Source organism: Aeromicrobium sp. Leaf350, from assembly GCF_916858655.1.
Lineage (GTDB): Bacteria > Actinomycetota > Actinomycetes > Propionibacteriales > Nocardioidaceae > Aeromicrobium.
Genome location: NZ_CAKASL010000001.1, coordinates 743796 through 765409, shown reverse-complemented (window position 1 = coordinate 765409; position 21614 = coordinate 743796). Strand labels below are relative to the sequence as shown.

31 protein-coding genes are annotated in these 21614 nt (G+C 69.0%); 29 read left to right on the top strand and 2 right to left on the bottom strand.

Annotated features, from left to right (window positions below; all coding sequences use genetic code 11):
- Nucleotides 1-91 precede the first annotated feature (91 nt).
- The 8 genes from LO931_RS03830 to LO931_RS03795 all read left to right on the top strand — a co-directional run bounded on the left by LO931_RS03830 (nucleotide 92) and on the right by LO931_RS03795 (nucleotide 9471).
- Nucleotides 92-1408 carry a hydroxyacid-oxoacid transhydrogenase gene (locus LO931_RS03830; protein WP_229051892.1) on the top strand — a complete coding sequence of 439 codons (1317 nt, stop codon included), beginning with the start codon at nucleotides 92-94 and terminating at the stop codon, nucleotides 1406-1408.
- A 92-nt stretch (nucleotides 1409-1500) separates the two neighbouring features.
- Entirely contained in the window at nucleotides 1501-2235 is a 735-nt protein-coding gene (locus LO931_RS03825) for a maleylpyruvate isomerase family mycothiol-dependent enzyme (RefSeq protein ID WP_229051891.1), read from the top strand.
- Between the two features lie 28 nt (nucleotides 2236-2263).
- Nucleotides 2264-3544 carry a uracil-xanthine permease family protein gene (locus LO931_RS03820; protein WP_229051890.1) on the top strand — a complete coding sequence of 427 codons (1281 nt, stop codon included), beginning with the start codon at nucleotides 2264-2266 and terminating at the stop codon, nucleotides 3542-3544.
- 220 nt (nucleotides 3545-3764) lie between these two features.
- On the top strand, nucleotides 3765-4139 hold the full coding sequence (rpsL, locus tag LO931_RS03815; RefSeq protein WP_229051889.1) for a 30S ribosomal protein S12: 375 nt from the start codon (nucleotides 3765-3767) through the stop codon (nucleotides 4137-4139).
- Nucleotides 4139-4609, top strand: coding sequence for a 30S ribosomal protein S7 (gene rpsG, locus LO931_RS03810; RefSeq protein WP_229051888.1), 471 nt, complete (start codon nucleotides 4139-4141; stop codon nucleotides 4607-4609). The genes rpsL and rpsG overlap by 1 nt, the downstream gene beginning before the upstream one ends.
- A 76-nt stretch (nucleotides 4610-4685) precedes the next feature.
- Nucleotides 4686-6797, top strand: coding sequence for an elongation factor G (fusA, locus tag LO931_RS03805; protein WP_255657717.1), 2112 nt, complete (start codon nucleotides 4686-4688; stop codon nucleotides 6795-6797).
- A gap of 121 nt (nucleotides 6798-6918) precedes the next feature.
- Complete coding sequence (gene tuf / locus LO931_RS03800) at nucleotides 6919-8112, top strand: elongation factor Tu (RefSeq protein ID WP_229051887.1); 1194 nt, start codon at nucleotides 6919-6921, stop codon at nucleotides 8110-8112.
- 435 nt (nucleotides 8113-8547) lie between these two features.
- Nucleotides 8548-9471: a cation diffusion facilitator family transporter gene (locus LO931_RS03795; RefSeq protein ID WP_229051886.1), complete on the top strand. Its 924-nt coding sequence runs from the start codon at nucleotides 8548-8550 to the stop codon at nucleotides 9469-9471.
- Nucleotides 9472-9491: 20 nt separating this feature from the next.
- Here the strand turns inward: LO931_RS03795 and LO931_RS03790 are convergent, their stop codons facing one another.
- Nucleotides 9492-10184: a hypothetical protein gene (locus LO931_RS03790; protein ID WP_229051885.1), complete on the bottom strand. Its 693-nt coding sequence runs from the start codon at nucleotides 10182-10184 to the stop codon at nucleotides 9492-9494.
- 158 nt (nucleotides 10185-10342) lie between these two features.
- Between LO931_RS03790 and LO931_RS17570 the strand changes: the two genes are divergently transcribed.
- Nucleotides 10343-10975, top strand: coding sequence for a CatB-related O-acetyltransferase (locus LO931_RS17570; protein WP_304523491.1), 633 nt, complete (start codon nucleotides 10343-10345; stop codon nucleotides 10973-10975).
- Nucleotides 10976-10993: 18 nt separating this feature from the next.
- On the opposite strand, the gene LO931_RS03780 is transcribed toward LO931_RS17570, so the two are convergent.
- Nucleotides 10994-11866, bottom strand: a complete 873-nt coding sequence (locus LO931_RS03780; protein ID WP_229051884.1) for a hypothetical protein — start codon at nucleotides 11864-11866, stop codon at nucleotides 10994-10996.
- Nucleotides 11867-12299: 433 nt separating this feature from the next.
- Here LO931_RS03780 and rpsJ point away from each other — a divergent pair, with 433 nt between their 5' ends.
- From rpsJ to rpmD, 20 genes are all read left to right on the top strand, one after another.
- Nucleotides 12300-12608, top strand: coding sequence for a 30S ribosomal protein S10 (gene rpsJ, locus LO931_RS03775; RefSeq protein ID WP_229053069.1), 309 nt, complete (start codon nucleotides 12300-12302; stop codon nucleotides 12606-12608).
- 10 nt (nucleotides 12609-12618) lie between these two features.
- Entirely contained in the window at nucleotides 12619-13275 is a 657-nt protein-coding gene (gene rplC / locus LO931_RS03770) for a 50S ribosomal protein L3 (protein WP_229051883.1), read from the top strand.
- Between the two features lie 2 nt (nucleotides 13276-13277).
- Nucleotides 13278-14231, top strand: coding sequence for a 50S ribosomal protein L4 (rplD, locus tag LO931_RS03765; RefSeq protein WP_229051882.1), 954 nt, complete (start codon nucleotides 13278-13280; stop codon nucleotides 14229-14231).
- 2 nt (nucleotides 14232-14233) lie between these two features.
- Nucleotides 14234-14536, top strand: a complete 303-nt coding sequence (gene rplW / locus LO931_RS03760) for a 50S ribosomal protein L23 (protein ID WP_229051881.1) — start codon at nucleotides 14234-14236, stop codon at nucleotides 14534-14536.
- A 13-nt stretch (nucleotides 14537-14549) separates the two neighbouring features.
- Nucleotides 14550-15377: a 50S ribosomal protein L2 gene (gene rplB / locus LO931_RS03755; protein ID WP_229051880.1), complete on the top strand. Its 828-nt coding sequence runs from the start codon at nucleotides 14550-14552 to the stop codon at nucleotides 15375-15377.
- A 13-nt stretch (nucleotides 15378-15390) separates the two neighbouring features.
- Entirely contained in the window at nucleotides 15391-15672 is a 282-nt protein-coding gene (rpsS, locus tag LO931_RS03750; RefSeq protein WP_229051879.1) for a 30S ribosomal protein S19, read from the top strand.
- On the top strand, nucleotides 15669-16085 hold the full coding sequence (gene rplV, locus LO931_RS03745) for a 50S ribosomal protein L22 (protein ID WP_229051878.1): 417 nt from the start codon (nucleotides 15669-15671) through the stop codon (nucleotides 16083-16085). Before rpsS ends, rplV begins: the two co-directional genes overlap by 4 nt.
- Nucleotides 16085-16912: a 30S ribosomal protein S3 gene (gene rpsC / locus LO931_RS03740; protein ID WP_229051877.1), complete on the top strand. Its 828-nt coding sequence runs from the start codon at nucleotides 16085-16087 to the stop codon at nucleotides 16910-16912. The genes rplV and rpsC overlap by 1 nt, the downstream gene beginning before the upstream one ends.
- Nucleotides 16912-17334 carry a 50S ribosomal protein L16 gene (gene rplP / locus LO931_RS03735; protein ID WP_229051876.1) on the top strand — a complete coding sequence of 141 codons (423 nt, stop codon included), beginning with the start codon at nucleotides 16912-16914 and terminating at the stop codon, nucleotides 17332-17334. The genes rpsC and rplP overlap by 1 nt, the downstream gene beginning before the upstream one ends.
- On the top strand, nucleotides 17331-17573 hold the full coding sequence (gene rpmC / locus LO931_RS03730) for a 50S ribosomal protein L29 (RefSeq protein ID WP_229053067.1): 243 nt from the start codon (nucleotides 17331-17333) through the stop codon (nucleotides 17571-17573). The genes rplP and rpmC overlap by 4 nt, the downstream gene beginning before the upstream one ends.
- Nucleotides 17570-17863: a 30S ribosomal protein S17 gene (rpsQ, locus tag LO931_RS03725; protein WP_229051875.1), complete on the top strand. Its 294-nt coding sequence runs from the start codon at nucleotides 17570-17572 to the stop codon at nucleotides 17861-17863. Before rpmC ends, rpsQ begins: the two co-directional genes overlap by 4 nt.
- A gap of 4 nt (nucleotides 17864-17867) precedes the next feature.
- Complete coding sequence (gene rplN, locus LO931_RS03720; RefSeq protein WP_056209423.1) at nucleotides 17868-18236, top strand: 50S ribosomal protein L14; 369 nt, start codon at nucleotides 17868-17870, stop codon at nucleotides 18234-18236.
- The gene (gene rplX / locus LO931_RS03715; protein ID WP_229051874.1) at nucleotides 18236-18595 is read left to right on the top strand and encodes a 50S ribosomal protein L24; all 360 of its coding nucleotides are present in this window, start codon (nucleotides 18236-18238) and stop codon (nucleotides 18593-18595) included. The genes rplN and rplX overlap by 1 nt, the downstream gene beginning before the upstream one ends.
- Before the next feature lie 2 nt (nucleotides 18596-18597).
- Nucleotides 18598-19164 (top strand): 50S ribosomal protein L5, encoded by a 567-nt coding sequence (gene rplE, locus LO931_RS03710; RefSeq protein WP_229051873.1) that lies wholly within the window; start codon nucleotides 18598-18600, stop codon nucleotides 19162-19164.
- Between the two features lies 1 nt (nucleotide 19165).
- Nucleotides 19166-19351 carry a type Z 30S ribosomal protein S14 gene (locus LO931_RS03705; protein WP_229051872.1) on the top strand — a complete coding sequence of 62 codons (186 nt, stop codon included), beginning with the start codon at nucleotides 19166-19168 and terminating at the stop codon, nucleotides 19349-19351.
- Nucleotides 19352-19445: 94 nt separating this feature from the next.
- Nucleotides 19446-19853: a 30S ribosomal protein S8 gene (rpsH, locus tag LO931_RS03700; RefSeq protein ID WP_229051871.1), complete on the top strand. Its 408-nt coding sequence runs from the start codon at nucleotides 19446-19448 to the stop codon at nucleotides 19851-19853.
- Nucleotides 19854-19866: 13 nt separating this feature from the next.
- The gene (gene rplF / locus LO931_RS03695; RefSeq protein WP_229051870.1) at nucleotides 19867-20409 is read left to right on the top strand and encodes a 50S ribosomal protein L6; all 543 of its coding nucleotides are present in this window, start codon (nucleotides 19867-19869) and stop codon (nucleotides 20407-20409) included.
- Entirely contained in the window at nucleotides 20409-20792 is a 384-nt protein-coding gene (rplR, locus tag LO931_RS03690; protein WP_229051869.1) for a 50S ribosomal protein L18, read from the top strand. Before rplF ends, rplR begins: the two co-directional genes overlap by 1 nt.
- Before the next feature lie 37 nt (nucleotides 20793-20829).
- Entirely contained in the window at nucleotides 20830-21432 is a 603-nt protein-coding gene (gene rpsE / locus LO931_RS03685; RefSeq protein ID WP_229051868.1) for a 30S ribosomal protein S5, read from the top strand.
- Nucleotides 21432-21614: a 50S ribosomal protein L30 gene (gene rpmD / locus LO931_RS03680; RefSeq protein WP_229051867.1), complete on the top strand. Its 183-nt coding sequence runs from the start codon at nucleotides 21432-21434 to the stop codon at nucleotides 21612-21614. Before rpsE ends, rpmD begins: the two co-directional genes overlap by 1 nt.

Sequence of the window (21614 nt, the reverse complement as noted above, 5' to 3'; positions counted from 1 at the left end):
GCCGGCTCGTGGCATCGACCCGCCCCTGGCGTCGCGCGCGTGCGGCAGCCGCCGGCGGCCGTATCCTCGAGACGACCGAAGGGAGTCGTCCGTGTCCACATCGTTCGACCCGGCTCGTCCGGAGACCGTGTTCACCTACGCCTCCCCGGCGCTGAAGTTCGGCACCGGTGCCCGGCACGAGCTGCCGCACGAGCTGGTCGCGCTGGGCGCACGACGCGTCCTCGTCGTGACCGACCCCGGCGTCCGGGCCGCGGGACTCGTCGACGACGTCGCCGAGCGCGTCCGGGCCGCGGGCGTCGAGGTCGTCGTGTTCGACGGCGTGCGGGTCGAGCCGACCGACGAGAGCCTCGAGGCCGCCGTCGCCTTCGCCCGCGAGGCGTCCGGCACGACCCCCTTCGACGTCGTGGTGGCGATCGGCGGCGGCAGCAGCATCGACACGGCCAAGGCGGTCAACCTGCTGCTGACCAACGAGGGCGAGCTCATGGACTACGTGAACGCGCCCGTCGGTCACGGGCGAGCCCCGGCGAACCGCCTCCTGCCGCTCATCGCCCTGCCCACCACGACCGGCACGGGCAGCGAGTCGACCACGATCTGCGTGCTCGACGTCATCTCCCAGAAGGTCAAGACGGGCATCTCGCACGCGCGGCTCCGTCCGACGATGGCCATCGTCGACCCGGAGCTGACGCTGTCGCAGCCGGCCGGCGTCACGGCGGCCGCGGGCATGGACATCCTGTGCCACGCCCTCGAGAGCTACACCGCCCGCCCGTACACCTCCTACGAGCACAAGCAGCCCGACGAGCGGGTGCCGTACTGCGGCGCCAACCCGATCTCCGACGCCTGGTCCGAGCGCGCGATGTCGCTGCTGGCGACGGCCTTCCGCACGGCGGTGCGCGACGGGGGAGACCTGGCCGCCCGCGAGCAGATGTCGCTCGCGGCGACCTTCGCCGGGCTCGGCTTCGGCAACGCGGGCGTGCACATCCCGCACGCGAACGCCTACCCGATCGCAGGGCAGGTCGGTCCCTTCACGCCCGACGGCTACGCGCTGGCCGACCCGCACGCCGACCACGGACTGGTGCCCCACGGCATGGCGGTCTCGCTGACGGCGCCCGCGGCCTTCCGCTTCACCTTCGAGGCCTCGCCCGAGCGGCACCTGCGCGCCGCCGCGCTGCTGGCTCCGGACGCCCCGACGGTCGGCGACCCGCAGGAGCAGCTGCCGGCGGTGCTCACGACCCTGATGCGCGACATCGGCATCCCGTCCGGGCTCGCCGAGGTCGGCTTCGGCGAGGGTGACGTCGACGGCCTGGTCGAGGGCACCCTGAAGCAGCAGCGCCTGCTCGCGACGGCGCCGCGGGAGGTCACGGCGGAGGCGGTCGCCCGGATCCTCACGCAGTCGGTCGAGCTCTGGTGACGCCCGTCGTGTGATCTGGTCCGAATCGCCGGACAGACACGGCGATGGTCGGCACACTGTGCCTGCAGCCCACCTCTGGAGGACCCAGGCCGATGGATCACGTGCTCGAGCTCGGCTCGGCGATGCACCGTTTCGCCGAGCTGACCTCCGCGGCCTTCGGGACCGAGCCGGTCCCGACCTGCCCCGGCTGGACCGTCGACGACCTGACCGAGCACCTCGGGACGGTGCACCGCTGGGCCGCGGCGATCCTGCTGTCGGGCCAGCGGCTCGAGGACCCAGCGGGCGTGCACGTGACCGAGCCGCGGTCGGAGTGGTACTCCGCCACGGCCTCCGCGCTGCTCGAGGTCGTGCGGGCCGTTCCCGCCGACGAGCCGACGCCCAACTTCGCCCGCGTCCGGGAGACGGCGGCGTTCTGGCCGCGCCGGCAGATGCACGAGACGACGATCCACGTCGTGGACGCGAGCCTCGCCCTCGGGCTGGGCCCGGACGGCTGGCCGGTCGCGCCCTCGCTCGCCGCCGACGGGGTCGAGGAGGTCCTGTCGGTCTTCTTCGCCCGCATGACCGCGCGGGGCCAGCGGCCGCACCTGCGGGGCCGGGTCAGGTTCCACGCGACCGACCTCGACCTCCGGTGGGTCGTGGGGGAGGCGCCGGACTCGATGCGCACCCCCGTGCTGCAGCACGACGGGGCGTACACGGGCATCGACGGCGAGGTGCGGGGGACCGCCGCCGAGCTGTACCTCGGCCTGTGGGGCCGACTGGACCGTGCGCGGCTGGCGGTGGACGGCGCCGCGGCGCGCGAGCTGCTCGCGGGACCCCTCGTGCCCTGACGGCCTCGCCCTTCGCCATCATGTGCGCATGGCCCGGAAGACGACGATGCTGACCTGGAAGCTGCACGGCGACGGACGCACGGTCGGCGAGGACGAGATCGTCCGTCCCGACGAGCGCCTCGCCTGGCCCGCGACGATCGGCCTCGGCCTCCAGCACGTGGTGGCCATGTTCGGCGCCACCTTCCTCGTGCCGCTGCTGACCGGGTTCCCGCCCACGACCACCCTGTTCTTCTCGGGCGTCGGCACGATCCTGTTCCTCGTCATCACGGGCAACAAGCTGCCGAGCTACCTGGGGTCGTCGTTCGCGTTCATCGCGCCCATCACCGCGGCGACCGCCTCGGACGGTCCCGGTGGCGCGCTGTTCGGCATCGTCGTGATCGGCATCCTGCTCGCCCTCGTCGGCGCCCTCGTGCAGTACACCGGCACCGGGTGGATCGACGCACTCATGCCGCCCGTGGTCGCCGGCGCGATCGTCGCGCTCATCGGCCTGAACCTGGCCCCGGTCGCGAAGTCCAACTTCGAGCAGGCGCCCTGGGTCGCGCTGATCACGCTGACGGCCGTCATCCTGTGGACCGTCGTGTTCCGGGGCCTCGTCGCCCGGCTCTCGATCTTCTTCGGTGTCGTGATCGGCTACGTCGCCGCGGTGATCGCGGGGCAGGTCGACTTCGACGAGGTCGAGAAAGCCGCCTGGATCGGTCTGCCGGACTTCACGAGCCCCACCGTCGCGTGGTCGGTCCTGCCCGCCTTCATCCCGGTCGTGCTCGTGCTGGTGGCCGAGAACGTGGGCCACGTGCGCAGCGTCGCGCACCTGACCGACCCGGCGCTGAACGAGCGCACCGGCCGAGCGCTGCTGGCCGACGGTGTCGCCACGACCGTGGCGGGGCTCGGCGGCGGCTCCGGCACGACGACGTACGGCGAGAACATCGGCGTCATGGCCGCGACCAAGATCTACTCGACGGCGGCCTACTGGGTCGCGGGCTTCTTCGCGATCGCTCTCGGCTTCCTGCCCAAGGTCGGCGCGGTCGTCAACACGATCCCGCCCGGGGTCCTGGGCGGCGTCACGACCGCGCTGTACGGCCTGATCGGCATCATCGGCGTGAAGATCTGGATCGACAACCACGTCGACTTCTCGCGCCCCGCCAACCAGTTCACGGCGGCCACCGCGCTCGTCGTCGGCATCGCCGACTTCACCTTCAGCGCCGGCGAGCTGACGTTCAACGGCATCGCGCTCGGCACCGTCGCGGCGATCGTCGTCTACCACGTCATGACGGCGCTCGAGCGGGGCCGCAGCACGACCCCGCTGCCCTGACCCGGGCCCGGGCGCGGACCGGGCGCGAGGCCTGGAGGTCCGGGCCGAACCGCGTTTTGACCCGCCTGGTCGCGGCGGGTAGTCTTGAACACTGTGTCTGGATCCACCAGGCCGATGCACGCATCCTGTCGCTCCCACGTCTGGATCTTCGAATCCACGGGATCGATGGCGAGTGCATCACACAGTCGAGACGCTCAGTCGAGAAGAAGGATGTCGCGTAGTGCCCACGATCAATCAGCTGGTCCGCAAGGGCCGCCAGTCCAAGGTGGTCAAGACCAGCACCCCGGCCCTCAAGGGGTCGCCGCAGCGTCGTGGGGTGTGCACCCGCGTGTACACGACCACTCCCAAGAAGCCGAACTCCGCGCTCCGCAAGGTCGCCCGAGTCAAGCTCTCCAGTGGCACTGAAGTCACCGCGTACATCCCCGGCGAGGGCCACAACCTGCAGGAGCACTCGATCGTGCTCGTCCGCGGTGGTCGTGTGAAGGACCTCCCCGGCGTCCGCTACAAGATCGTCCGTGGCTCGCTCGACACCCAGGGCGTCAAGGGCCGCAAGCAGGCCCGCAGCCGTTACGGTGCGAAGAAGGAGAAGAGCTAATGCCTCGCAAGGGTCCCGCCACCAAGCGCATCCCCGAGACCGATCCGGTCTACAGCAGCCAGATCGTCACGCAGCTGATCAACAAGATCCTCGTCGACGGCAAGAAGCAGACCGCTCAGCGCATCGTCTACTCCGCGCTCGAGGGCGCCCGTGAGAAGAACGCGACCGATCCGGTCATCACGCTCAAGCGCGCGCTCGACAACGTCCGCCCGAGCCTCGAGGTCAAGAGCCGCCGCGTCGGCGGTGCGACCTACCAGGTCCCGATCGAGGTCCGCCCGGCCCGCCAGACGACCCTCGCCATGCGCTGGCTCGTCAAGTACGCCGGCGAGCGCCGCGAGAAGACCATGGCCGAGCGCCTCCAGAACGAGATCCTCGACGCCAGCAACGGCCTCGGCGGAGCCGTCAAGAAGCGCGAGGACACGCACAAGATGGCCGAGGCCAACCGCGCCTTCGCGCACTACCGCTGGTAATCAACGCAGCAGGGCGGGGCCCTCGGGGCCCCGCCCGCACCACCATCTGTTCCACGATCAAGAGAGAGCTCACGTAGTGGCTACCGAACTCACCACCGACCTGACCCGGGTCCGCAACATCGGCATCATGGCGCACATCGACGCCGGCAAGACCACCACCACCGAGCGCATCCTCTTCTACACCGGCATCAACTACAAGATCGGTGAGGTCCACGACGGCGGCGCCACGATGGACTGGATGGAGCAGGAGCAGGAGCGCGGCATCACGATCACGTCGGCCGCGACGACCTGCTGGTGGAAGAACCACCAGATCAACATCATCGACACGCCCGGCCACGTCGACTTCACGGTCGAGGTCGAGCGCTCGCTGCGCGTCCTCGACGGCGCTGTCGCCGTCTTCGACGGCGTCGCGGGTGTCGAGCCCCAGTCCGAGACCGTCTGGCGTCAGGCCGACAAGTACGGCGTCCCGCGCATGTGCTTCGTCAACAAGCTCGACCGCACGGGTGCCTCGTTCGACTTCTGCGTCAAGACCATCCGCGAGCGCCTCGGCGCCACCGCGCTCGTCCTGCAGCTGCCGATCGGCGCCGAGCAGGACTTCCTGGGCGTCGTCGACCTCGTCGGCATGCGCGCCCTGACGTGGCGCGGCGAGACCACGATCGGTGAGGACTACTCCGTCGAGGAGATCCCGGCCGAGCTGGCCGACGCCGCCGCCGAGGGTCGCGAGGCCCTCCTCGAGACGCTGTCCGACGTCGACGACGAGATCGCCGAGCTGTACCTCGACGGTGCCGACATCTCGATCGAGGTCCTCCAGGCCGCGATCCGTCGCGCCACCCTGGCGGCCAAGCTCAACCCGGTCCTGTGTGGCACCGCGTTCAAGAACAAGGGCGTCCAGCCCCTGCTCGACGCCGTCGTCGCGTACCTGCCCTCGCCCATCGACGTCGGTGCCATCGTCGGCCTCGACCCGAAGGACGAGTCCAAGAACGACACCCGCGAGCCCTCGGACGACGTGCCGTTCTCCGGCCTGGCTTTCAAGATCGCCACCGACCCGCACCTCGGCAAGCTCACGTTCGTGCGCGTCTACTCCGGCCGCCTCGAGGCGGGCACCCAGGTCCTCAACGTGACCAAGGGCCGCAAGGAGCGAATCGGCAAGGTCTACCAGATGCACGCCAACAAGCGTGAGGAGATCGCGTCGGTCGGCGCCGGCCAGATCGTGGCCGTCATGGGCCTGAAGGACACCACGACGGGCGAGACGCTGGCCGACTCGGCCAACCCGATCGTCCTGGAGTCCATGACGTTCCCCGACCCGGTCATCCAGGTCGCCATCGAGCCGAAGACCAAGAGCGACCAGGAGAAGCTCGGCGTCGCGATCCAGAAGCTCGCCGAGGAGGACCCGACGTTCCAGGTCCACACCGACGAGGAGACCGGTCAGACGATCATCGCCGGCATGGGCGAGCTCCACCTCGACATCCTCGTGGACCGCATGAAGCGCGAGTTCAACGTCGAGGCCAACGTCGGCAAGCCGCAGGTCGCCTACCGCGAGACCATCCGCAAGACGGTCACGGGTCACAGCTACACCCACAAGAAGCAGACCGGTGGTTCGGGCCAGTTCGCGAAGGTCGTCATCGGCATCGCGCCCAACGGTCCCGAGGCCGGCGGCGAGGGTGGCTACGAGTTCGCCAACGAGGTCTCCGGTGGTCGCGTCCCGCGCGAGTACATCCCGTCGGTCGACGCCGGTGGACAGGCCGCCATGGAGTTCGGCGTCCTCGCCGGCTACCCCATGGTCGACGTGAAGTTCACCCTGGAGGACGGCGCCTACCACGACGTCGACTCCAGCGAGCTCGCGTTCAAGCTGGCCGGCAACATGGCCTTCAAGGAGGCCGCTCGCAAGGCCGGACCGGTGCTCCTGGAGCCCGTGTTCTCGGTCGAGGTCACGACGCCCGACGACTACATGGGCGACGTGATCGGCGACATCAACTCCCGTCGAGGCCAGGTCTCGTCGATGGACGAGGGCTACGGAGGTGCGAAGGTCATCAAGGCGCTCGTGCCGCTCTCGGAGATGTTCGGGTACGTGGGTGACCTGCGGTCGAAGACCTCGGGCCGTGCCTCGTACTCGATGCAGTTCGACTCCTACGCAGAGGTCCCCAAGGCCGTCGCGGAAGAGATCATCAAGAAGGTTCGCGGCGAGTAGTCCGTAGGGGCCTCGGCCCCTGCACCACTCGGTAGTACCCATCCCCTAAGGTGGCCTGAGGTTTCCCACGCCGGGACCGACGGTCATCGTCAGCAGACATCACAACCCAGAAGGAGCCCCAGTGGCTAAGGCGAAGTTCGAGCGGACCAAGCCGCACATGAACATCGGTACCATCGGACACATCGACCACGGCAAGACGACCTTGACCGCGGCGATCACGAAGGTGCTGCACGACAAGTTCCCCGATCTGAACGAGGCCTCGGCCTTCGACCAGATCGACAAGGCGCCCGAGGAGAAGCAGCGCGGCATCACGATCTCGATCTCGCACGTCGAGTACCAGACCGAGAACCGCCACTACGCGCACGTCGACTGCCCGGGCCACGCGGACTATGTCAAGAACATGATCACCGGTGCGGCGCAGATGGACGGCGCGATCCTCGTGGTCGCCGCCACCGACGGCCCCATGCCCCAGACGCGTGAGCACGTGCTGCTCGCCCGCCAGGTCGGCGTGCCGTCGATGGTCGTCGCCCTCAACAAGTGCGACATGGTCGACGACGAGGAGATCCTCGAGCTCGTCGAGATGGAGGTCCGCGAGCTGCTCAGCGACCAGGACTTCGACGGCGACAACGTCCCGATCGTCCGTGTCGCCGCGCACCCCGCGCTGCAGGGCGACGCCAAGTGGGGCGACTCGATCGCCGAGCTGATGGCGGCCGTCGACGACTACATCCCGCTGCCCCCGCGTGAGACGGACAAGCCGTTCCTCATGCCGGTCGAGGACGTCTTCACGATCACCGGTCGTGGAACCGTCATCACGGGTCGTATCGAGCGCGGCATCATCAAGGTCAACGAGACCGTCGACATCGTCGGCATCCGCGACACGAAGCAGACCACGACGGTCACGGGCATCGAGATGTTCCGCAAGCTGCTCGACGAGGGCCAGGCCGGCGAGAACGTGGGCCTGCTGCTCCGTGGCACCAAGCGTGAGGACGTCGAGCGGGGCATGGTCATCATCGCTCCCGGTTCGACCACGCCGCACACGGAGTTCGAGGGCCAGGCGTACATCTTGTCCAAGGAGGAGGGTGGCCGTCACACGCCGTTCTTCAACAACTACCGTCCGCAGTTCTACTTCCGGACCACGGACGTCACCGGCGTCGTCACGCTGCCCGAGGGCACCGAGATGGTCATGCCCGGCGACAACACCGAGATGAGCGTCGAGCTGATCCAGCCCATCGCCATGGAGGAGGGCCTGCGCTTCGCCATCCGCGAGGGCGGCCGTACCGTCGGCGCCGGCCGTGTCACCAAGATCAACAAGTGATCTGACGCAGCTCAGCTGAAGCGAAGCCCCTCGGACCCTCACAGGTCCGGGGGGCTTCGTCGTGCGCGGGGAGGGGTAGGTGAGTGGTTCGGCTCGGCGTCCGTGCGGGACAGGCAGGCATGGACCGACGCGGTGGGTGCTGGAGCGAGGTCCTCTCGCCGCTGGGACCAGGGATGATGCATCGGGGTCGCCCGGGCAACCCTTGTGCATCACCCCTGGTCCGGCCGTCGGGAGCGTCGAGGCATTTCGGTATCCAGGGCTGCCCGAATGCCTCATCTCCGGTCCCGCCCCGCTGGGTGGTCCGTGCTGTTGGCCCGCGAGCGTGCGCGGGGCCGGTCACGGGGACGGTCTGCTGCGGCGGGAACGGTTGTCGTGGGCGTCCCTTTGGCGGACACGCGGTCGCCGGGATGGGCGGGAGTGCGTAGCGTCAGGGGCATGGGACACGGACACGACCACGCGCCGACGGGATCGGGGGTGCTGCACCGCCGCAAGCTCGTGATCGTGCTGGCCCTGACCGCGTCGGTGCTGGTGGTCCAGGCCGTCGTCGCGATGGTGACGGGCAGCCTCGCGCTGCTCGCCGACGCCGGGCACATGCTCAGCGACTCGATCGGGCTGGTCATGGCGCTCGCCGCCATCGCCGTGGCCCAGCGCGGTGCGCCGCCCGGCTCCCGCCGCACGTTCGGCTACCACCGCACCGAGATCCTCGCCGCAGGGGCGAACGGACTCCTGCTGATCGGCCTGTGCGCCTGGATCGTGCTCAGTGCCGTGCGCCGTCTGGAGGACCCGGCGGCGCTCGAGGCGTGGCCCGTGCTCGCCGCCGGTGCCGTGGGCCTGGTGGTCAACGTCATCGGCCTGGTGGTGCTGCGGTCCGGCGCGCAGGAGAGCCTCAACGTCCGTGGCGCCTACCTGGAGGTGCTGGGCGACGCCCTCGGCTCCATCGCCGTCATCGTCTCGGCCGCGGTGATCCTGCTGACCGGCTGGGTCCGCGCCGACGCCGTGGCGTCGCTGGCGATCGCCGTGCTGATCCTCCCGCGGGCCGTCAGCCTCCTGCGCGACGTCGGAGCCGTGCTGATGGAGTCCTCACCGGCCGACGTCGACCTGGAGGAGCTGCGCCGCCACATCCTGGAGGCGCCGGGCGTCGCCGACGTGCACGACCTCCACGTCTGGACGATCACCTCGGGCATGCCCGTCATGAGTGCGCACGTCGTCGTCGAGGACTCGATCGAGGAGATGGGTCAGGCCCACGAGGTGCTCGACGGGCTGCGAGCCTGCCTGGCGGAGCACTTCGACGTTGCGCACTCGACGCTGCAGCTCGAGCCGCGCGGTCACGCTGACTCCGAGCCCCACCTGCACGCCTGAGGCGCACCGGCCGCGACGGGCTAGGCGACGATCGGGGCGCCACCCTCGCCGGAGGCGAAGCGGCCCTCGCGGGACAGCAGCTTCGCGTCGGCGGGCAGGTCACGCACCTTGACCGCAGGATTGCCGTGGTACAGCCCGAGGGGCTCGGTCAGGTCGCGGCTGATCACCGAGCCGGCGGACACCGCGCTCTGCGGCGCGACCACGACGCCGTTGAGCAGGGTGCACCCGCTCATCACGATCGAGTGGTGTCCGACGCGCACCGGCCGTGAGATCCAGGTGTCCTCGACGATGCTGATGCTGTGGGTCAGGATCACGGTCTGGAAGCCGGCCAGGAGTGCGTGGTGCTCGAGCTCGACGAGGTCGCAGCAGTCGATCGTGTGGTCGAGCATCATCTCGGCGTGGTCGCCCAGGACGAGCGACGGCCGGCGATCCGTCAGGTGGGGGAACATGGCCGAGCCCGAGCGGACGCCGGAGATCTTGTTCGCCTCCGCGATGACGGCGTGGCTGCCCAGGACGACCTCGTCGAGGCCGCGGAAGGTGTTGCGAGGACCGATCACGGCCCCGGGCCCCATGCTCACGTGGCCGACGTCGATGAACTTGCTGCGGCCCAGGTGCGCGGTGGGGTGGATGTCCCATCCCAGCACCCGACGGGCGAACGCGCGTCGCACGCGACCGGGCATCAGGAGCAGGGCGTAGGCGAGCACGAGACGCATGGACCGATCGTAGAAGGACCCAGCGCGCCGCGGAGGACTTTTGACCTTGTTGCCCCAGGCCGAACGTCACGGTGCGACATACTGGGATCGCCCCGGCTCGCGCAGCGTCGCCGAGTCCGAAAGAACGTGACGAGGCCCGGTGGGTCTGGATCGGAGTGATGGTGCGCAACTGGTTGCGACGAGCCCTGCTGCTGCTGCGGGACTTCCCCTTCGGCCGCGACGAGATGACGATGCGGAGGCTGGTGCGATCCGGTCGGGTCGTTCTCGGGCAGCACTCCTACGGCATCCCCACGATCCACACGTTCATCCACGACGAGTCCCGTCTCATCGTGGGCGCCTACAGCTCCCTCGGCGGCAACTACCTCCTGGGCGGGCAGCACAACCCGTACCACCTCACGACCTACCCGCTCCGGATCCTGTGGGGCATGGAGGGCGCGGGGCAGGACGGCGTGCCGATGGTGCTCGGCGACATCGTGGTGGGCTCGGACGTCTGGACCGGCTACGGCTGCTGGATCCGCAGCGGACTGACGATCGGTGACGGCGCCATCATCGCGACCGGCGCGGTCGTCACCAAGGACGTCCCGCCCTACGCGATCGTCGGCGGCAACCCGGCGCGGGTCATCAAGTACCGCCACAGCGAGGAGCACATCGCCGAGCTGCTCGACATCCGGTGGTGGGACTGGCCGGACGACGAGATCCGGGCCGCCGCGCCCTACATCGCGAGCGAGGACATCGACGCCTTCATCGCCTACGCACGGGACCGCCAGGCCGGCGGCCACGTGCCGTCCTGACCGGCGGCTCCTGCCGGGTCAGGACGCCGGCGCGTCGGCGTCCGCGGACGCCGGGCTCCAGCACGACAGCGGCAGGAACGTCGCGAACGGCCAGGCGTACACGCTGGGCTCGAGCGTCGACACGACCGACTGCAGGATCTCCTGCACCGGAGCTGCCGTGGTGTCGCGGGCCTCGGACACCCGGAGGAAGGGGACGCCGTCGGGGTCGCGCTCGCTCGTGACCACCAGCAGGGGCACACCCGCGGTCTGGGCGGCGCGGATGGCTCCCGAGGACGACTTCACCGGGCGTCCGCCGAACTGCACGACGCTCGAGCCCGGCACGTCGCACGCGACGAAGACGACCTGGCCGTCGGCCATGCGACGCGTCATGCCGGCGGTGCCCTCGGTGGCGGCGAACACCGCGATCTTCCGGCCGTAGCCCACGACCCGGCTGTGCTGCATCATGCGGGGGCTGGGGGAGTCGACCACGCTGGGCGCGGCGGCGACGACCGCGGGGACGCCGGCGGCCTCGGCGACCGAGGTCACGAGGCCGTCGAAGTGGCCGTGGTGCGCGAAGGTCACCAGCGCGCCTCGTCCGGTCGCGTGCGCCGCGGTCAGGTGCTCGGCACCCTCGACCCGCTGACGCGTCACGGCGCGCGGGCTCCAGCGCAGCTCACCCTGCAGCGCCGCGAACGCGATGTACTCGCGGGCCTGGGCCTCCACCTCGTCGCCCCGGCCGACCGGACCGAGCAGGTGCTGCATCTGGGCCGTCGCGTCGTCGAGCCAGAACGCCTGCGTCTGACGGCGCGCGGCCACCTTCACGGCGCGGCGCCGGGCGAATCCGCTCCCGAGACGGGGGCGGAGCACCCAGAGGATGCGTCCGACGAGACGGCGCAGGGGGGACGCGGGCATGCGATCTCCTGGAGGGCGTGGGGAAGGTCGGGCCCATCATCCCACGCAGGGGAGCAGGCGAGAGGCACGCGGCGGTGGGCCGTGGGGGAGGCCACACCGATCGCGCGGTGCCACGGATTTGTCTTTCCCGCCCGTCCTCTGTCAGACTAGTGCGGTTGCTCCGGCCGGACTGCTGGGGCGCGCTCGTCCGGAACTCACGCCGGGATTCACGAGGGCGCCGAACCTGAGGTCCGACCCGGCTCGAGACAAGCTCGGTGGCCGTCATGGTCCCAGGCAGCACCTCGAACCCAACCACCCAACTTGAGATCTGTGCTTGTCCGCGCGCTGTGCTCGCGACACGCCCGACCTCGGGGAGCGTGGGACCGGAGCGGCCGAGCTGCTCCGAGGTGGAGCAGATCGTGACATGTACGACGACGCAAAGGACAACGCGAGCATGGCGGGACAGAAGATCCGTATCCGGCTCAAGGCCTACGATCACGAGGTCATTGACTCCTCGGCACGCAAGATCGTGGACACGGTCACGAGCACGGGCGCGAAGGTGGCCGGACCGGTCCCGCTCCCCACGGAGAAGAACGTGTTCTGCGTGATCCGTTCGCCGCACAAGTATAAGGACAGCCGCGAGCACTTCGAGATGCGCACCCACAAGCGGCTCATCGACATCCTCGATCCCACCCCGAAGACGGTCGACTCGCTCATGCGCCTCGACCTCCCCGCGGGTGTCGACATCGAGATCAAGCTCTGAGAGGCCAGTGATGAGCACCTCTTCCACCGCCACCGCGCGAGGCCTCCTCGGCCGCAAGCTCGGCATGACCCAGGTCTGGAACGACGCGGGTCGCGTCGTCCCGGTCACGGTCATCGCCGCCGACACCAACGTGGTCACCCAGATCCGCACGCGTGAGACCGACGGCTACAGCGCCGTCCAGCTCGGCTTCGGCGAGATCGACGGCCGCAAGGTCACCAAGCCCAAGGCTGGTCACTTCGCGAAGGCCGGCGTCACGCCGCGCCGTCACGTCGTCGAGATCCGCACCGAGCTGGTCGCCGACTACACCCTCGGCCAGGAGATCTCCCCGGAGATCTTCGCCGCGGGCGACGCGGTCGACGTGACCGGCACCAGCAAGGGCAAGGGCTTCGCCGGCGTCATGAAGCGTCACGGCTTCGCCGGCGTCGGTGCCTCCCACGGCGCCCACCGCAACCACCGCAAGCCGGGTTCGATCGGCGGCTGCGCCACGCCCGGCCGCGTGTTCAAGGGCCTGCGCATGGCGGGGCACATGGGCACCGACACGGTGACCACCCAGAACCTGACCGTCCACGCGGTCGACGTCGAGAAGGGCCTCATCCTGATCAAGGGTGCGGTCCCCGGTCCCAAGGGCCAGCTCGTCGTCATCCGCTCCGCCGCCAAGGGAGCCTGACCATGGCTGACACCAAGACCATCGACGTCGACCTGCCGGTCGACATCTTCGGCGCCCAGGTCAACATCCCGTTGATCCACCAGGTCGTCGTCGCCCAGCTCGCCGCGGCGCGCCAGGGCACCCACGACACCAAGTCGCGCGGCGAGGTCGCCGGCGGTGGCCGCAAGCCGTACCGCCAGAAGGGCACCGGCCGGGCTCGTCAGGGCTCGATCCGCGCACCCCAGTACGCCGGTGGTGGCGTCGTGCACGGCCCCACGCCGCGCAGCTACGACCAGCGCACGCCCAAGAAGATGAAGGCCGCCGCCCTGCGCGGTGCCCTCTCGGACCGGGCCCGCTCGGGTCGCCTGCACGTCGTGGACGCGCTCGTCACGGGTGACGCCCCCTCGACCAAGACGGCTGTCGCCGCTCTCGCCGCCATCTCGACGCGTCCCCGCGTCCTGCTGGTCGTCGACCGCGAGGACCACCTGACGGTCAAGAGCCTGCGCAACCACTCGGGTCTCGTGATCCTGACGTTCGACCAGCTCAACACCTACGACGTCATCAAGAGCGACGACGTGATCTTCACCAAGGACGCCTTCGACGCGTTCGTGGCCGCCCGTTCGGCCGAGGGTGTCGAGACGGTCAAGCTGAGCGAGGCCGCTGTCGAGGCGCCCGCCGCGACGGCTGCGCCGGCTGCGAAGAAGGCGCCCGCGAAGAAGGCCACGGCCAAGGCCGCTCCGGCCGCGGCCGTCGAGGCGAGCGACGACGGCGTCACCAAGACGCAGCCGTACGGCCCGGGTTCGAAGGCCCCCCTCAAGAGCGGCAACGCTCCCAAGGGCTTCGACATCAAGGGCAACGCCGATTCCCAGAAGTACCACCTGCCCGAGGGCCAGTGGTACGACTCGACCATCGCCGAGGTGTGGTTCGACTCCGAGGAGTCCGCCCAGGCCGCGGGATTCACGAAGGCTGGTGAGTGACCATGACCACCATCGACAAGGACCCGCGCGACGTCGTGCTGTCCCCGGTCGTCAGTGAGAAGTCGTACAACCTCATCGACGACAACAAGTACACCTTCGTGGTGCACCCTGACGCCAACAAGACGGAGATCAAGATCGCCGTCGAGCGCATCTTCGACGTCAAGGTCACCGCGGTGAACACGCTCAACCGCAAGGGCAAGACGCGCCGCACCCGCAACGGTGTCGGCAAGCGCAAGGACACCAAGCGGGCGATCGTCAGCGTCGCTGCCGGTCAGAGCATCGACATCTTCTCGAGCCCGAGCTGAGGACTGAGCAGACATGGCAATCCGTAAGTACAAGCCGACCACCCCGGGCCGTCGCGGCTCGTCCGTGGCCGACTTCGCCGAGATCACTCGCACGACTCCTGAGAAGTCGCTGGTCGAGCCGCTGCCCAAGAAGGGCGGCCGCAACAACCAGGGACGCATCACGACTCGTCACCAGGGCGGTGGACACAAGCGTGCCTACCGCATCATCGACTTCAAGCGTTACGACAAGGACGGCGTGCCGGCCAAGGTCGCTCACATCGAGTACGACCCGAACCGCACCGCTCGCATCGCGCTGCTGCACTACGCCGACGGCGAGAAGCGCTACATCATCGCGCCCGAGGGCCTGCGTCAGGGCCAGACGGTCGAGTCCGGTGTCGGTGCCGACATCAAGACCGGCAACAACCTGCCGCTCCGCAACATCCCCGTCGGCTCCGTCGTGCACTCCGTCGAGCTCCGCCCCGGTGGCGGCGCCAAGATGGGTCGCTCCGCCGGCGTCCGCGTCCAGCTCGTCGCCAAGGAGGGCTCGCGCGCACAGCTGCGTCTGCCCTCCGGCGAGATGCGCTACGTCGACGTCCGCTGCCGCGCGACGTTGGGCGAGGTCGGCAACGCCGAGCAGTCCAACATCAACTGGGGCAAGGCCGGCCGCAACCGTTGGAAGGGCAAGCGCCCGACCGTCCGCGGTGTCGCCATGAACCCGATCGACCACCCGCACGGTGGTGGCGAGGGCAAGACCTCCGGAGGCCGTCACCCGGTCAGCCCGTGGGGCAAGCCCGAGGGCCGTACGCGCAAGCGCAAGGCCAGTGACCAGATGATCGTCCGCCGCCGCAAGTCCGGCCGCTGAGAGGACCTGAACAATGCCCCGCAGCCTGAAGAAGGGCCCGTTCGTCGACGGCCACCTCGAGAAGAAGGTGGACGCTCAGAACGAGGCCGGTACGCACACCGTCATCAAGACGTGGTCGCGCCGCTCGATGATCCTGCCGTCCTTCATCGGACACACGGTCGCCGTGCACGACGGACGCAAGCACGTCCCTGTGTTCATCACCGACTCCATGGTCGGCCACAAGCTGGGTGAGTTCGCTCCCACCCGCACCTTCCGTGGCCACGAGAAGGACGACCGAAAGGCGAAGCGTCGATGAGTGCCGCCACCCGTGAGAACGTCAGCGCCCGCCGCGAGCGCCTGCTGGGCGACCAGCCCGGTGCGTTCGCCGTCGCGCGTCACGTCCGCGTCACCGCGCAGAAGGCCCGCCGCATCGGCGACCTGATCCGCGGCGCCTCGGTCGAGGACGCCCGCAACACGCTCGCGTTCGCCCCGCAGGCCGTCGCCGAGAACTTCTCGAAGCTCTTGGAGTCCGCCGTCGCGAACGCCGAGACCACCGAGGGCCTCGACGCCGCCGACCTGGTCATCAGTGTCGTGACGGTCGACGAGGGCCCCACGATGAAGCGTTGGCGCCCCCGCGCCAAGGGTGCGGCCAACCGCATCCTCAAGCGCACGAGCCACCTGACCGTCGTCGTGACGCCGGTCGACACCACGAAGGGAGGGACCCGCTAATGGGACAGAAGATCAACCCGCACGGGTTCCGACTCGGCATCTCGACCGATCACAAGAGCCGCTGGTACGCCGACAAGCTGTACAGCAGCTACGTGGGCGAGGACGTCAAGATCCGTCGCATGCTGACCAAGGGCATGGACCGCGCCGGCATCAGCCGCGTGGAGATCGAGCGCACGCGTGACCGCGTCCGTGTCGACATCCACACCGCGCGTCCGGGCATCGTCATCGGCCGCCGTGGCGCCGAGGCCGACCGCATCCGCGGCGACCTCGAGAAGCTCACCGGCAAGCAGGTGCAGCTCAACATCCTCGAGGTCAAGCAGCCCGAGATGGACGCGCAGCTCGTCGCGCAGGGCGTGGCCGAGCAGCTGAGCGGCCGCGTGCAGTTCCGTCGCGCGATGCGCAAGGCGATGCAGACCACGATGCGCTCGGGTGCCAAGGGCATCCGGATCCAGTGCTCGGGTCGTCTCGGCGGCGCCGAGATGAGCCGCTCGGAGTTCTACCGCGAGGGCCGCGTGCCCCTGCACACGCTCCGTGCCGACGTCGACTACGGCTTCTACGAGGCCAAGACCACCTTCGGCCGCATCGGCGTGAAGGTCTGGATCTACAAGGGCGAGGTCGCGGGTACCCGCGCCGAGCGCGAGGCCGAGGCGGCCAAGCGTGCTGCCGCTCCGGGCGCTCGTCGCGCCGGTCGGGGTGGCGGACGTCGCCCCGAGCGTCCCGCCCGTGAGGGTGCGCCCACCGAGGCTCCCGCGTCGGCCGAGGCCCCCAAGGCCGCCGAGCCGGTCGCGGCTGCCGCCGCTCCGACCGCCGAGGGAGGCGAGTCCTGATGTTGATGCCCCGACGGGTCAAGTACCGCAAGCAGCACCACCCGAAGCGCCGTGGCATGGCCAAGGGCGGCACGACGCTCGCCTTCGGCGAGTACGGCATCCAGGCGGTCGAGGGTCACTACGTGACCAACCGCCAGATCGAGTCCGCTCGTATCGCCATGACGCGCCACATCAAGCGTGGCGGCAAGGTCTGGATCAACATCTACCCGGACCGCCCCCTCACCAAGAAGCCCGCCGAGACCCGCATGGGTTCCGGCAAGGGCTCGCCGGAGTGGTGGGTCGCCAACGTCAAGCCGGGTCGCGTCATGTTCGAGCTCTCGGGCGTCGACGAGACCACGGCCCGCGAGGCCATGCGTCGCGCGATCCACAAGCTGCCGATGAAGGCTCGCTTCATCAGCCGTGAGACCGAGGGAGGAATCTGATGGCGAACACGACTGCTGTTGAGCTGCGTCTGCTCGACGCCGACGACCTCGGTGAGAAGCTGCGCGACGCCAAGGAGGAGCTGTTCAACCTGCGCTTCCAGAACGCGACCGGCCAGCTCGACAACACCGCGCGGCTGCGCACCGTCCGCAAGGACATCGCCCGCATCTACACCGTGCTGCGCGAGCGTGAGCTCGGCATCACCGAGTCCGCCGACGACAACACCGAGGTGGACGCATGAGCACGAAGGACGACAAGACCGTGACCCAGGAGACCAGCGAGCGCAGCGCTCGCAAGGTGCGCGAGGGCCTCGTCGTGAGCGACAAGATGGACAAGACCATCGTCGTGAGCGTCGAGGAGCGCTTCAAGCACCCCCTCTACGGCAAGGTGCTGCGCCGCAACATCAAGCTGAAGGCCCACGACGAGGTCAACACCGCCGGGATCGGCGACCGTGTGCGGGTCATGGAGACCCGCCCGCTGTCGGCCACCAAGCGCTGGCGTCTCGTCGAGGTCCTCGAGAAGGCGAAGTGACGACATGATCCAGCAGGAGTCCAGGCTCAAGGTCGCCGACAACACCGGTGCGAAGGAGATCCTCTGCATCCGTGTCCTCGGTGGCTCGGGCCGGCGCTATGCCGGCATCGGCGACACGATCGTCGCCACCGTCAAGGACGCGATCCCCGGCGGCAACGTCAAGAAGGGCGACGTCGTCAAGGCCGTCGTCGTGCGCACGGTGAAGGAGCGCCGTCGTCCCGACGGTTCCTACATCAAGTTCGACGAGAACGCGGCCGTGATCCTCAAGGCCGACGGCGACCCGCGCGGCACGCGCATCTTCGGTCCCGTCGGGCGTGAGCTTCGTGACAAGAAGTTCATGCGCATCATCTCGCTCGCACCGGAGGTGCTGTGATGGCTGGCATCAAGAAGGGTGACCAGGTCAAGGTCCTCGCCGGCGCCGACAAGGGCGTGACCGGCAAGGTCATCGAGGTCCTGACCGACGCCGATCGGGTGATCGTCGAGGGTGTCAACCGCGTCAAGAAGCACACGCGTGCTGCTCAGACCGGTGGCGCCGAGACCGGCGGCATCATCACCGTCGAGGCCCCGATCCACATCTCGAACGTGGCCCTCGTCGTCGACGGCGACGACGGCAAGACCACGACGCGCATCGGCTACCGCCGGGACGACGTCACCAAGACCCGGCCCGACGGCTCGACGTACGCGGCCCAGCGCAGCGTCCGCATCGCGCGCAAGACCGGAAAGGAGATCTGAGCATGGCTACCGACACCGCTACCAGCGCTCCCCGTCTCAAGCTGAAGTACCGCGAGGAGATCCTCCCCGCACTGCGCGAGCAGTTCGAGTACCAGAACGTCATGCAGGTGCCCGGCCTGACCAAGATCGTGGTCAACATGGGCGTCGGCGAGGCGGCTCGTGACGGCAAGCTGATCGAGGGCGCCGTGCGCGACCTCACCGCCATCACGGGTCAGAAGCCGCAGGTCACGAAGGCCCGCAAGTCCATCGCGCAGTTCAAGCTGCGTGAGGGCATGCCGATCGGCGCGCACGTCACGCTGCGCGGCGACCGCATGTGGGAGTTCCTCGACCGTCTGCTGACGCTCGCGCTGCCCCGCATCCGTGACTTCCGCGGCCTCTCGCCCAAGCAGTTCGACGGCCGTGGCAACTACACCTTCGGTCTGACCGAGCAGGTCATGTTCCACGAGATCGACCAGGACAAGATCGACCGCTCGCGCGGCATGGACATCACGGTCGTCACGACCGCCACGAACGACGACGAGGGTCGCGCGCTGCTCAAGCTGCTCGGCTTCCCGTACAAGGAGAACTGACATGGCGAAGACTGGTCTCAAGGTCAAGGCCGCCCGCAAGCCCAAGTTCGCGGTGCGTGGCTACACGCGCTGCCAGCGCTGCGGCCGCTCGCAGTCGGTCTACAAGAAGTTCGGCCTCTGCCGCATCTGCCTTCGCGAGATGGCACACCGCGGCGAGCTGCCGGGCGTCACCAAGAGCTCCTGGTAATCCCAGAAGAACCCCCTACACGCTGAGAGGTCCCCTCCCACTCACCTCGGTGAGGACGAGACGGAAACCGCAGCGAGAAACGGAAACACCACTCATGACGATGACTGACCCGATCGCGGATCTGCTCACGCGGATCCGCAACGGCAACCAGGCGTACCACGACTCCGTGTCGGCGCCCTACAGCAAGCTGAAGGAGGGCGTCGTCGCCCTGCTGAAGCAGGAGGGCTACATCACCGACTTCGTCGTGTCCGAGCCCGCCGAGGGCGAGGTCGGCCGCACGCTGACCATCACGCTGAAGTACGGCCCGCACCGCGAGCGCTCGATCGCCGGCATCCGCCGCATCAGCAAGCCCGGTCTGCGCGTGTACGCCAAGAGCAGCAACCTGCCCAAGGTCCTCGGTGGCCTCGGCGTGGCGATCATCTCCACGAGCCAGGGTCTGCTGACCGACCGTCAGGCCAACAGCAAGGGCGTGGGTGGGGAAGTCCTCGCCTACGTCTGGTGAGGGGAGGAGAACCATGTCCCGCATTGGCAAGATTCCCGTCGCCGTCCCGAACGGCGTCGATGTGTCCATCGACGGCCAGGACGTCCGCGTCAAGGGCCCCAAGGGCGAGCTGACGCACACCGTCGCCGAGCCGATCACGATCTCCAAGTCCGACGACGGCACGCTGTCGATCGAGCGTCCGAACGACGAGAGCCGCAGCAAGGCCCTTCACGGCCTGAGTCGCACCCTCGTCAACAACATGGTCATCGGTGTCACCGAGGGCTATGAGAAGAAGCTCGAGATCGTCGGCGTCGGTTACCGCGTCATCTCCAAGGGCCCGACCGAGCTCGAGTTCGCGCTCGGCTTCAGCCACCCCGTCATCGTCAAGGCCCCCGAAGGCATCACCTTCGCCGTCGAGAAGCCGACCGCGTTCAGCGTCATCGGCATCGACAAGCAGGCCGTCGGTGAGGTCGCTGCCAACATCCGCAAGATCCGCAAGCCCGAGCCCTACAAGGGCAAGGGCGTGCGCTACGCCGGCGAGCGCGTCCTGCGCAAGGCCGGAAAGGCTGGTAAGTGATGGCCATCTCGATCAAGCACCGCAAGAGCCTGTCGACCCGCGCCGCGTCGCGTGCGCGCCGTCAGATCCGTGGGCGCAAGAAGATCGCCGGTTCGGCCGATCGTCCGCGCCTGGTGATCACCCGCTCGAGCAAGCACATCGTCGCCCAGGTCGTCAACGACCTGGAGGGGCACACGCTGGCCTCGGCCTCCACCATGGAGGCCGACCTGCGCTCGCTCGACGGCGACAAGACCGCCAAGGCCAAGAAGGTCGGCGAGCTCGTGGCCGACCGCGCCAAGGCTGCCGGCGTCGAGACGGTCGTCTTCGACCGTGCGGGCAACAAGTACGCCGGTCGCGTCGCGGCCCTGGCCGACGGCGCCCGCGAGGGCGGACTGGAGTTCTGATGACCCACATTCACACCAACACCATCGGGAGCGTGGCATGAGCCAGCGTCGAGGCGGCGGAGATCGTCGCGGCCAGCGAGGCGATCGCGGCGAGAAGTCCAACTACATCGAGAAGGTCGTCACGATCAACCGTGTCGCCAAGGTCGTCAAGGGTGGTCGACGCTTCAGCTTCACCGCCCTGGTGATCGTCGGTGACGGCGAGGGTCAGGTCGGCGTCGGCTACGGCAAGGCCAAGGAGGTCCCCACGGCGATCTCCAAGGGTGTCGAGGAGGCGAAGAAGAACTTCTTCCGCGTCCCGCGCATCCAGGGCACCATCCCGCACCCCGTGCAGGGTGAGAAGGCGGCCGGCGTGGTCTTCCTGCGTCCGGCATCGCCCGGTACCGGCGTCATCGCCGGTGGTCCGGTGCGCGCCGTGCTCGAGGCGGCCGGCATCCACGACGTCCTGAGCAAGTCGCTCGGCTCGTCGAACGCCATCAACATCGTCCACGCCACGGTCGAGGCGCTCCGCATGCTGGAGTCGCCCGAGCAGGTTGCTGCTCGTCGTGGTCTGCGCGTCGAGGACGTCGCCCCGGCGGCGCTCCTGCGCGCCGGCAAGGAGGCCCCGGCCGCCACGCCCGAGACCGCAGAGGCAGGTGTGTGATGGCGAACCTCAAGGTCACCCAGATCAAGTCGGCCATCGGTCGGCCTGACAACCAGGCCCACACGCTGCGTTCGCTGGGCCTGAAGCGCATCGGCCACACGGTCGTCAAGGAAGATCGTCCCGAGATCCGCGGCATGGTCGAGACCATCCCGCACCTCGTGACGTTCGAGGAGATTGATTGA

Excerpts from the sequence above, each read along its gene's own strand:
- LO931_RS03825 (WP_229051891.1), top strand. The coding sequence starts at position 1,501 with ATGGATCACGTGCTCGAGCTCGGCTCGGCGATGCACCGTTTCGCCGAG.
- LO931_RS03820 (WP_229051890.1), top strand. The coding sequence starts at position 2,264 with ATGGCCCGGAAGACGACGATGCTGACCTGGAAGCTGCACGGCGACGGA.
- rpsG (WP_229051888.1), top strand. The coding sequence starts at position 4,139 with ATGCCTCGCAAGGGTCCCGCCACCAAGCGCATCCCCGAGACCGATCCG.
- LO931_RS03795 (WP_229051886.1), top strand. The coding sequence starts at position 8,548 with ATGGGACACGGACACGACCACGCGCCGACGGGATCGGGGGTGCTGCAC.
- LO931_RS03790 (WP_229051885.1), bottom strand. The coding sequence starts at position 10,184 with ATGCGTCTCGTGCTCGCCTACGCCCTGCTCCTGATGCCCGGTCGCGTG.
- LO931_RS17570 (WP_304523491.1), top strand. The coding sequence starts at position 10,343 with ATGGTGCGCAACTGGTTGCGACGAGCCCTGCTGCTGCTGCGGGACTTC.
- LO931_RS03780 (WP_229051884.1), bottom strand. The coding sequence starts at position 11,866 with ATGCCCGCGTCCCCCCTGCGCCGTCTCGTCGGACGCATCCTCTGGGTG.
- rpsJ (WP_229053069.1), top strand. The coding sequence starts at position 12,300 with ATGGCGGGACAGAAGATCCGTATCCGGCTCAAGGCCTACGATCACGAG.
- rplC (WP_229051883.1), top strand. The coding sequence starts at position 12,619 with ATGAGCACCTCTTCCACCGCCACCGCGCGAGGCCTCCTCGGCCGCAAG.
- rplD (WP_229051882.1), top strand. The coding sequence starts at position 13,278 with ATGGCTGACACCAAGACCATCGACGTCGACCTGCCGGTCGACATCTTC.
- rplW (WP_229051881.1), top strand. The coding sequence starts at position 14,234 with ATGACCACCATCGACAAGGACCCGCGCGACGTCGTGCTGTCCCCGGTC.
- rplB (WP_229051880.1), top strand. The coding sequence starts at position 14,550 with ATGGCAATCCGTAAGTACAAGCCGACCACCCCGGGCCGTCGCGGCTCG.
- rpsS (WP_229051879.1), top strand. The coding sequence starts at position 15,391 with ATGCCCCGCAGCCTGAAGAAGGGCCCGTTCGTCGACGGCCACCTCGAG.
- rplV (WP_229051878.1), top strand. The coding sequence starts at position 15,669 with ATGAGTGCCGCCACCCGTGAGAACGTCAGCGCCCGCCGCGAGCGCCTG.
- rpsC (WP_229051877.1), top strand. The coding sequence starts at position 16,085 with ATGGGACAGAAGATCAACCCGCACGGGTTCCGACTCGGCATCTCGACC.
- rplP (WP_229051876.1), top strand. The coding sequence starts at position 16,912 with ATGTTGATGCCCCGACGGGTCAAGTACCGCAAGCAGCACCACCCGAAG.
- rpsQ (WP_229051875.1), top strand. The coding sequence starts at position 17,570 with ATGAGCACGAAGGACGACAAGACCGTGACCCAGGAGACCAGCGAGCGC.
- rplN (WP_056209423.1), top strand. The coding sequence starts at position 17,868 with ATGATCCAGCAGGAGTCCAGGCTCAAGGTCGCCGACAACACCGGTGCG.
- rplX (WP_229051874.1), top strand. The coding sequence starts at position 18,236 with ATGGCTGGCATCAAGAAGGGTGACCAGGTCAAGGTCCTCGCCGGCGCC.
- rplE (WP_229051873.1), top strand. The coding sequence starts at position 18,598 with ATGGCTACCGACACCGCTACCAGCGCTCCCCGTCTCAAGCTGAAGTAC.
- LO931_RS03705 (WP_229051872.1), top strand. The coding sequence starts at position 19,166 with ATGGCGAAGACTGGTCTCAAGGTCAAGGCCGCCCGCAAGCCCAAGTTC.
- rpsH (WP_229051871.1), top strand. The coding sequence starts at position 19,446 with ATGACGATGACTGACCCGATCGCGGATCTGCTCACGCGGATCCGCAAC.
- rplF (WP_229051870.1), top strand. The coding sequence starts at position 19,867 with ATGTCCCGCATTGGCAAGATTCCCGTCGCCGTCCCGAACGGCGTCGAT.
- rplR (WP_229051869.1), top strand. The coding sequence starts at position 20,409 with ATGGCCATCTCGATCAAGCACCGCAAGAGCCTGTCGACCCGCGCCGCG.
- rpsE (WP_229051868.1), top strand. The coding sequence starts at position 20,830 with ATGAGCCAGCGTCGAGGCGGCGGAGATCGTCGCGGCCAGCGAGGCGAT.
- rpmD (WP_229051867.1), top strand. The coding sequence starts at position 21,432 with ATGGCGAACCTCAAGGTCACCCAGATCAAGTCGGCCATCGGTCGGCCT.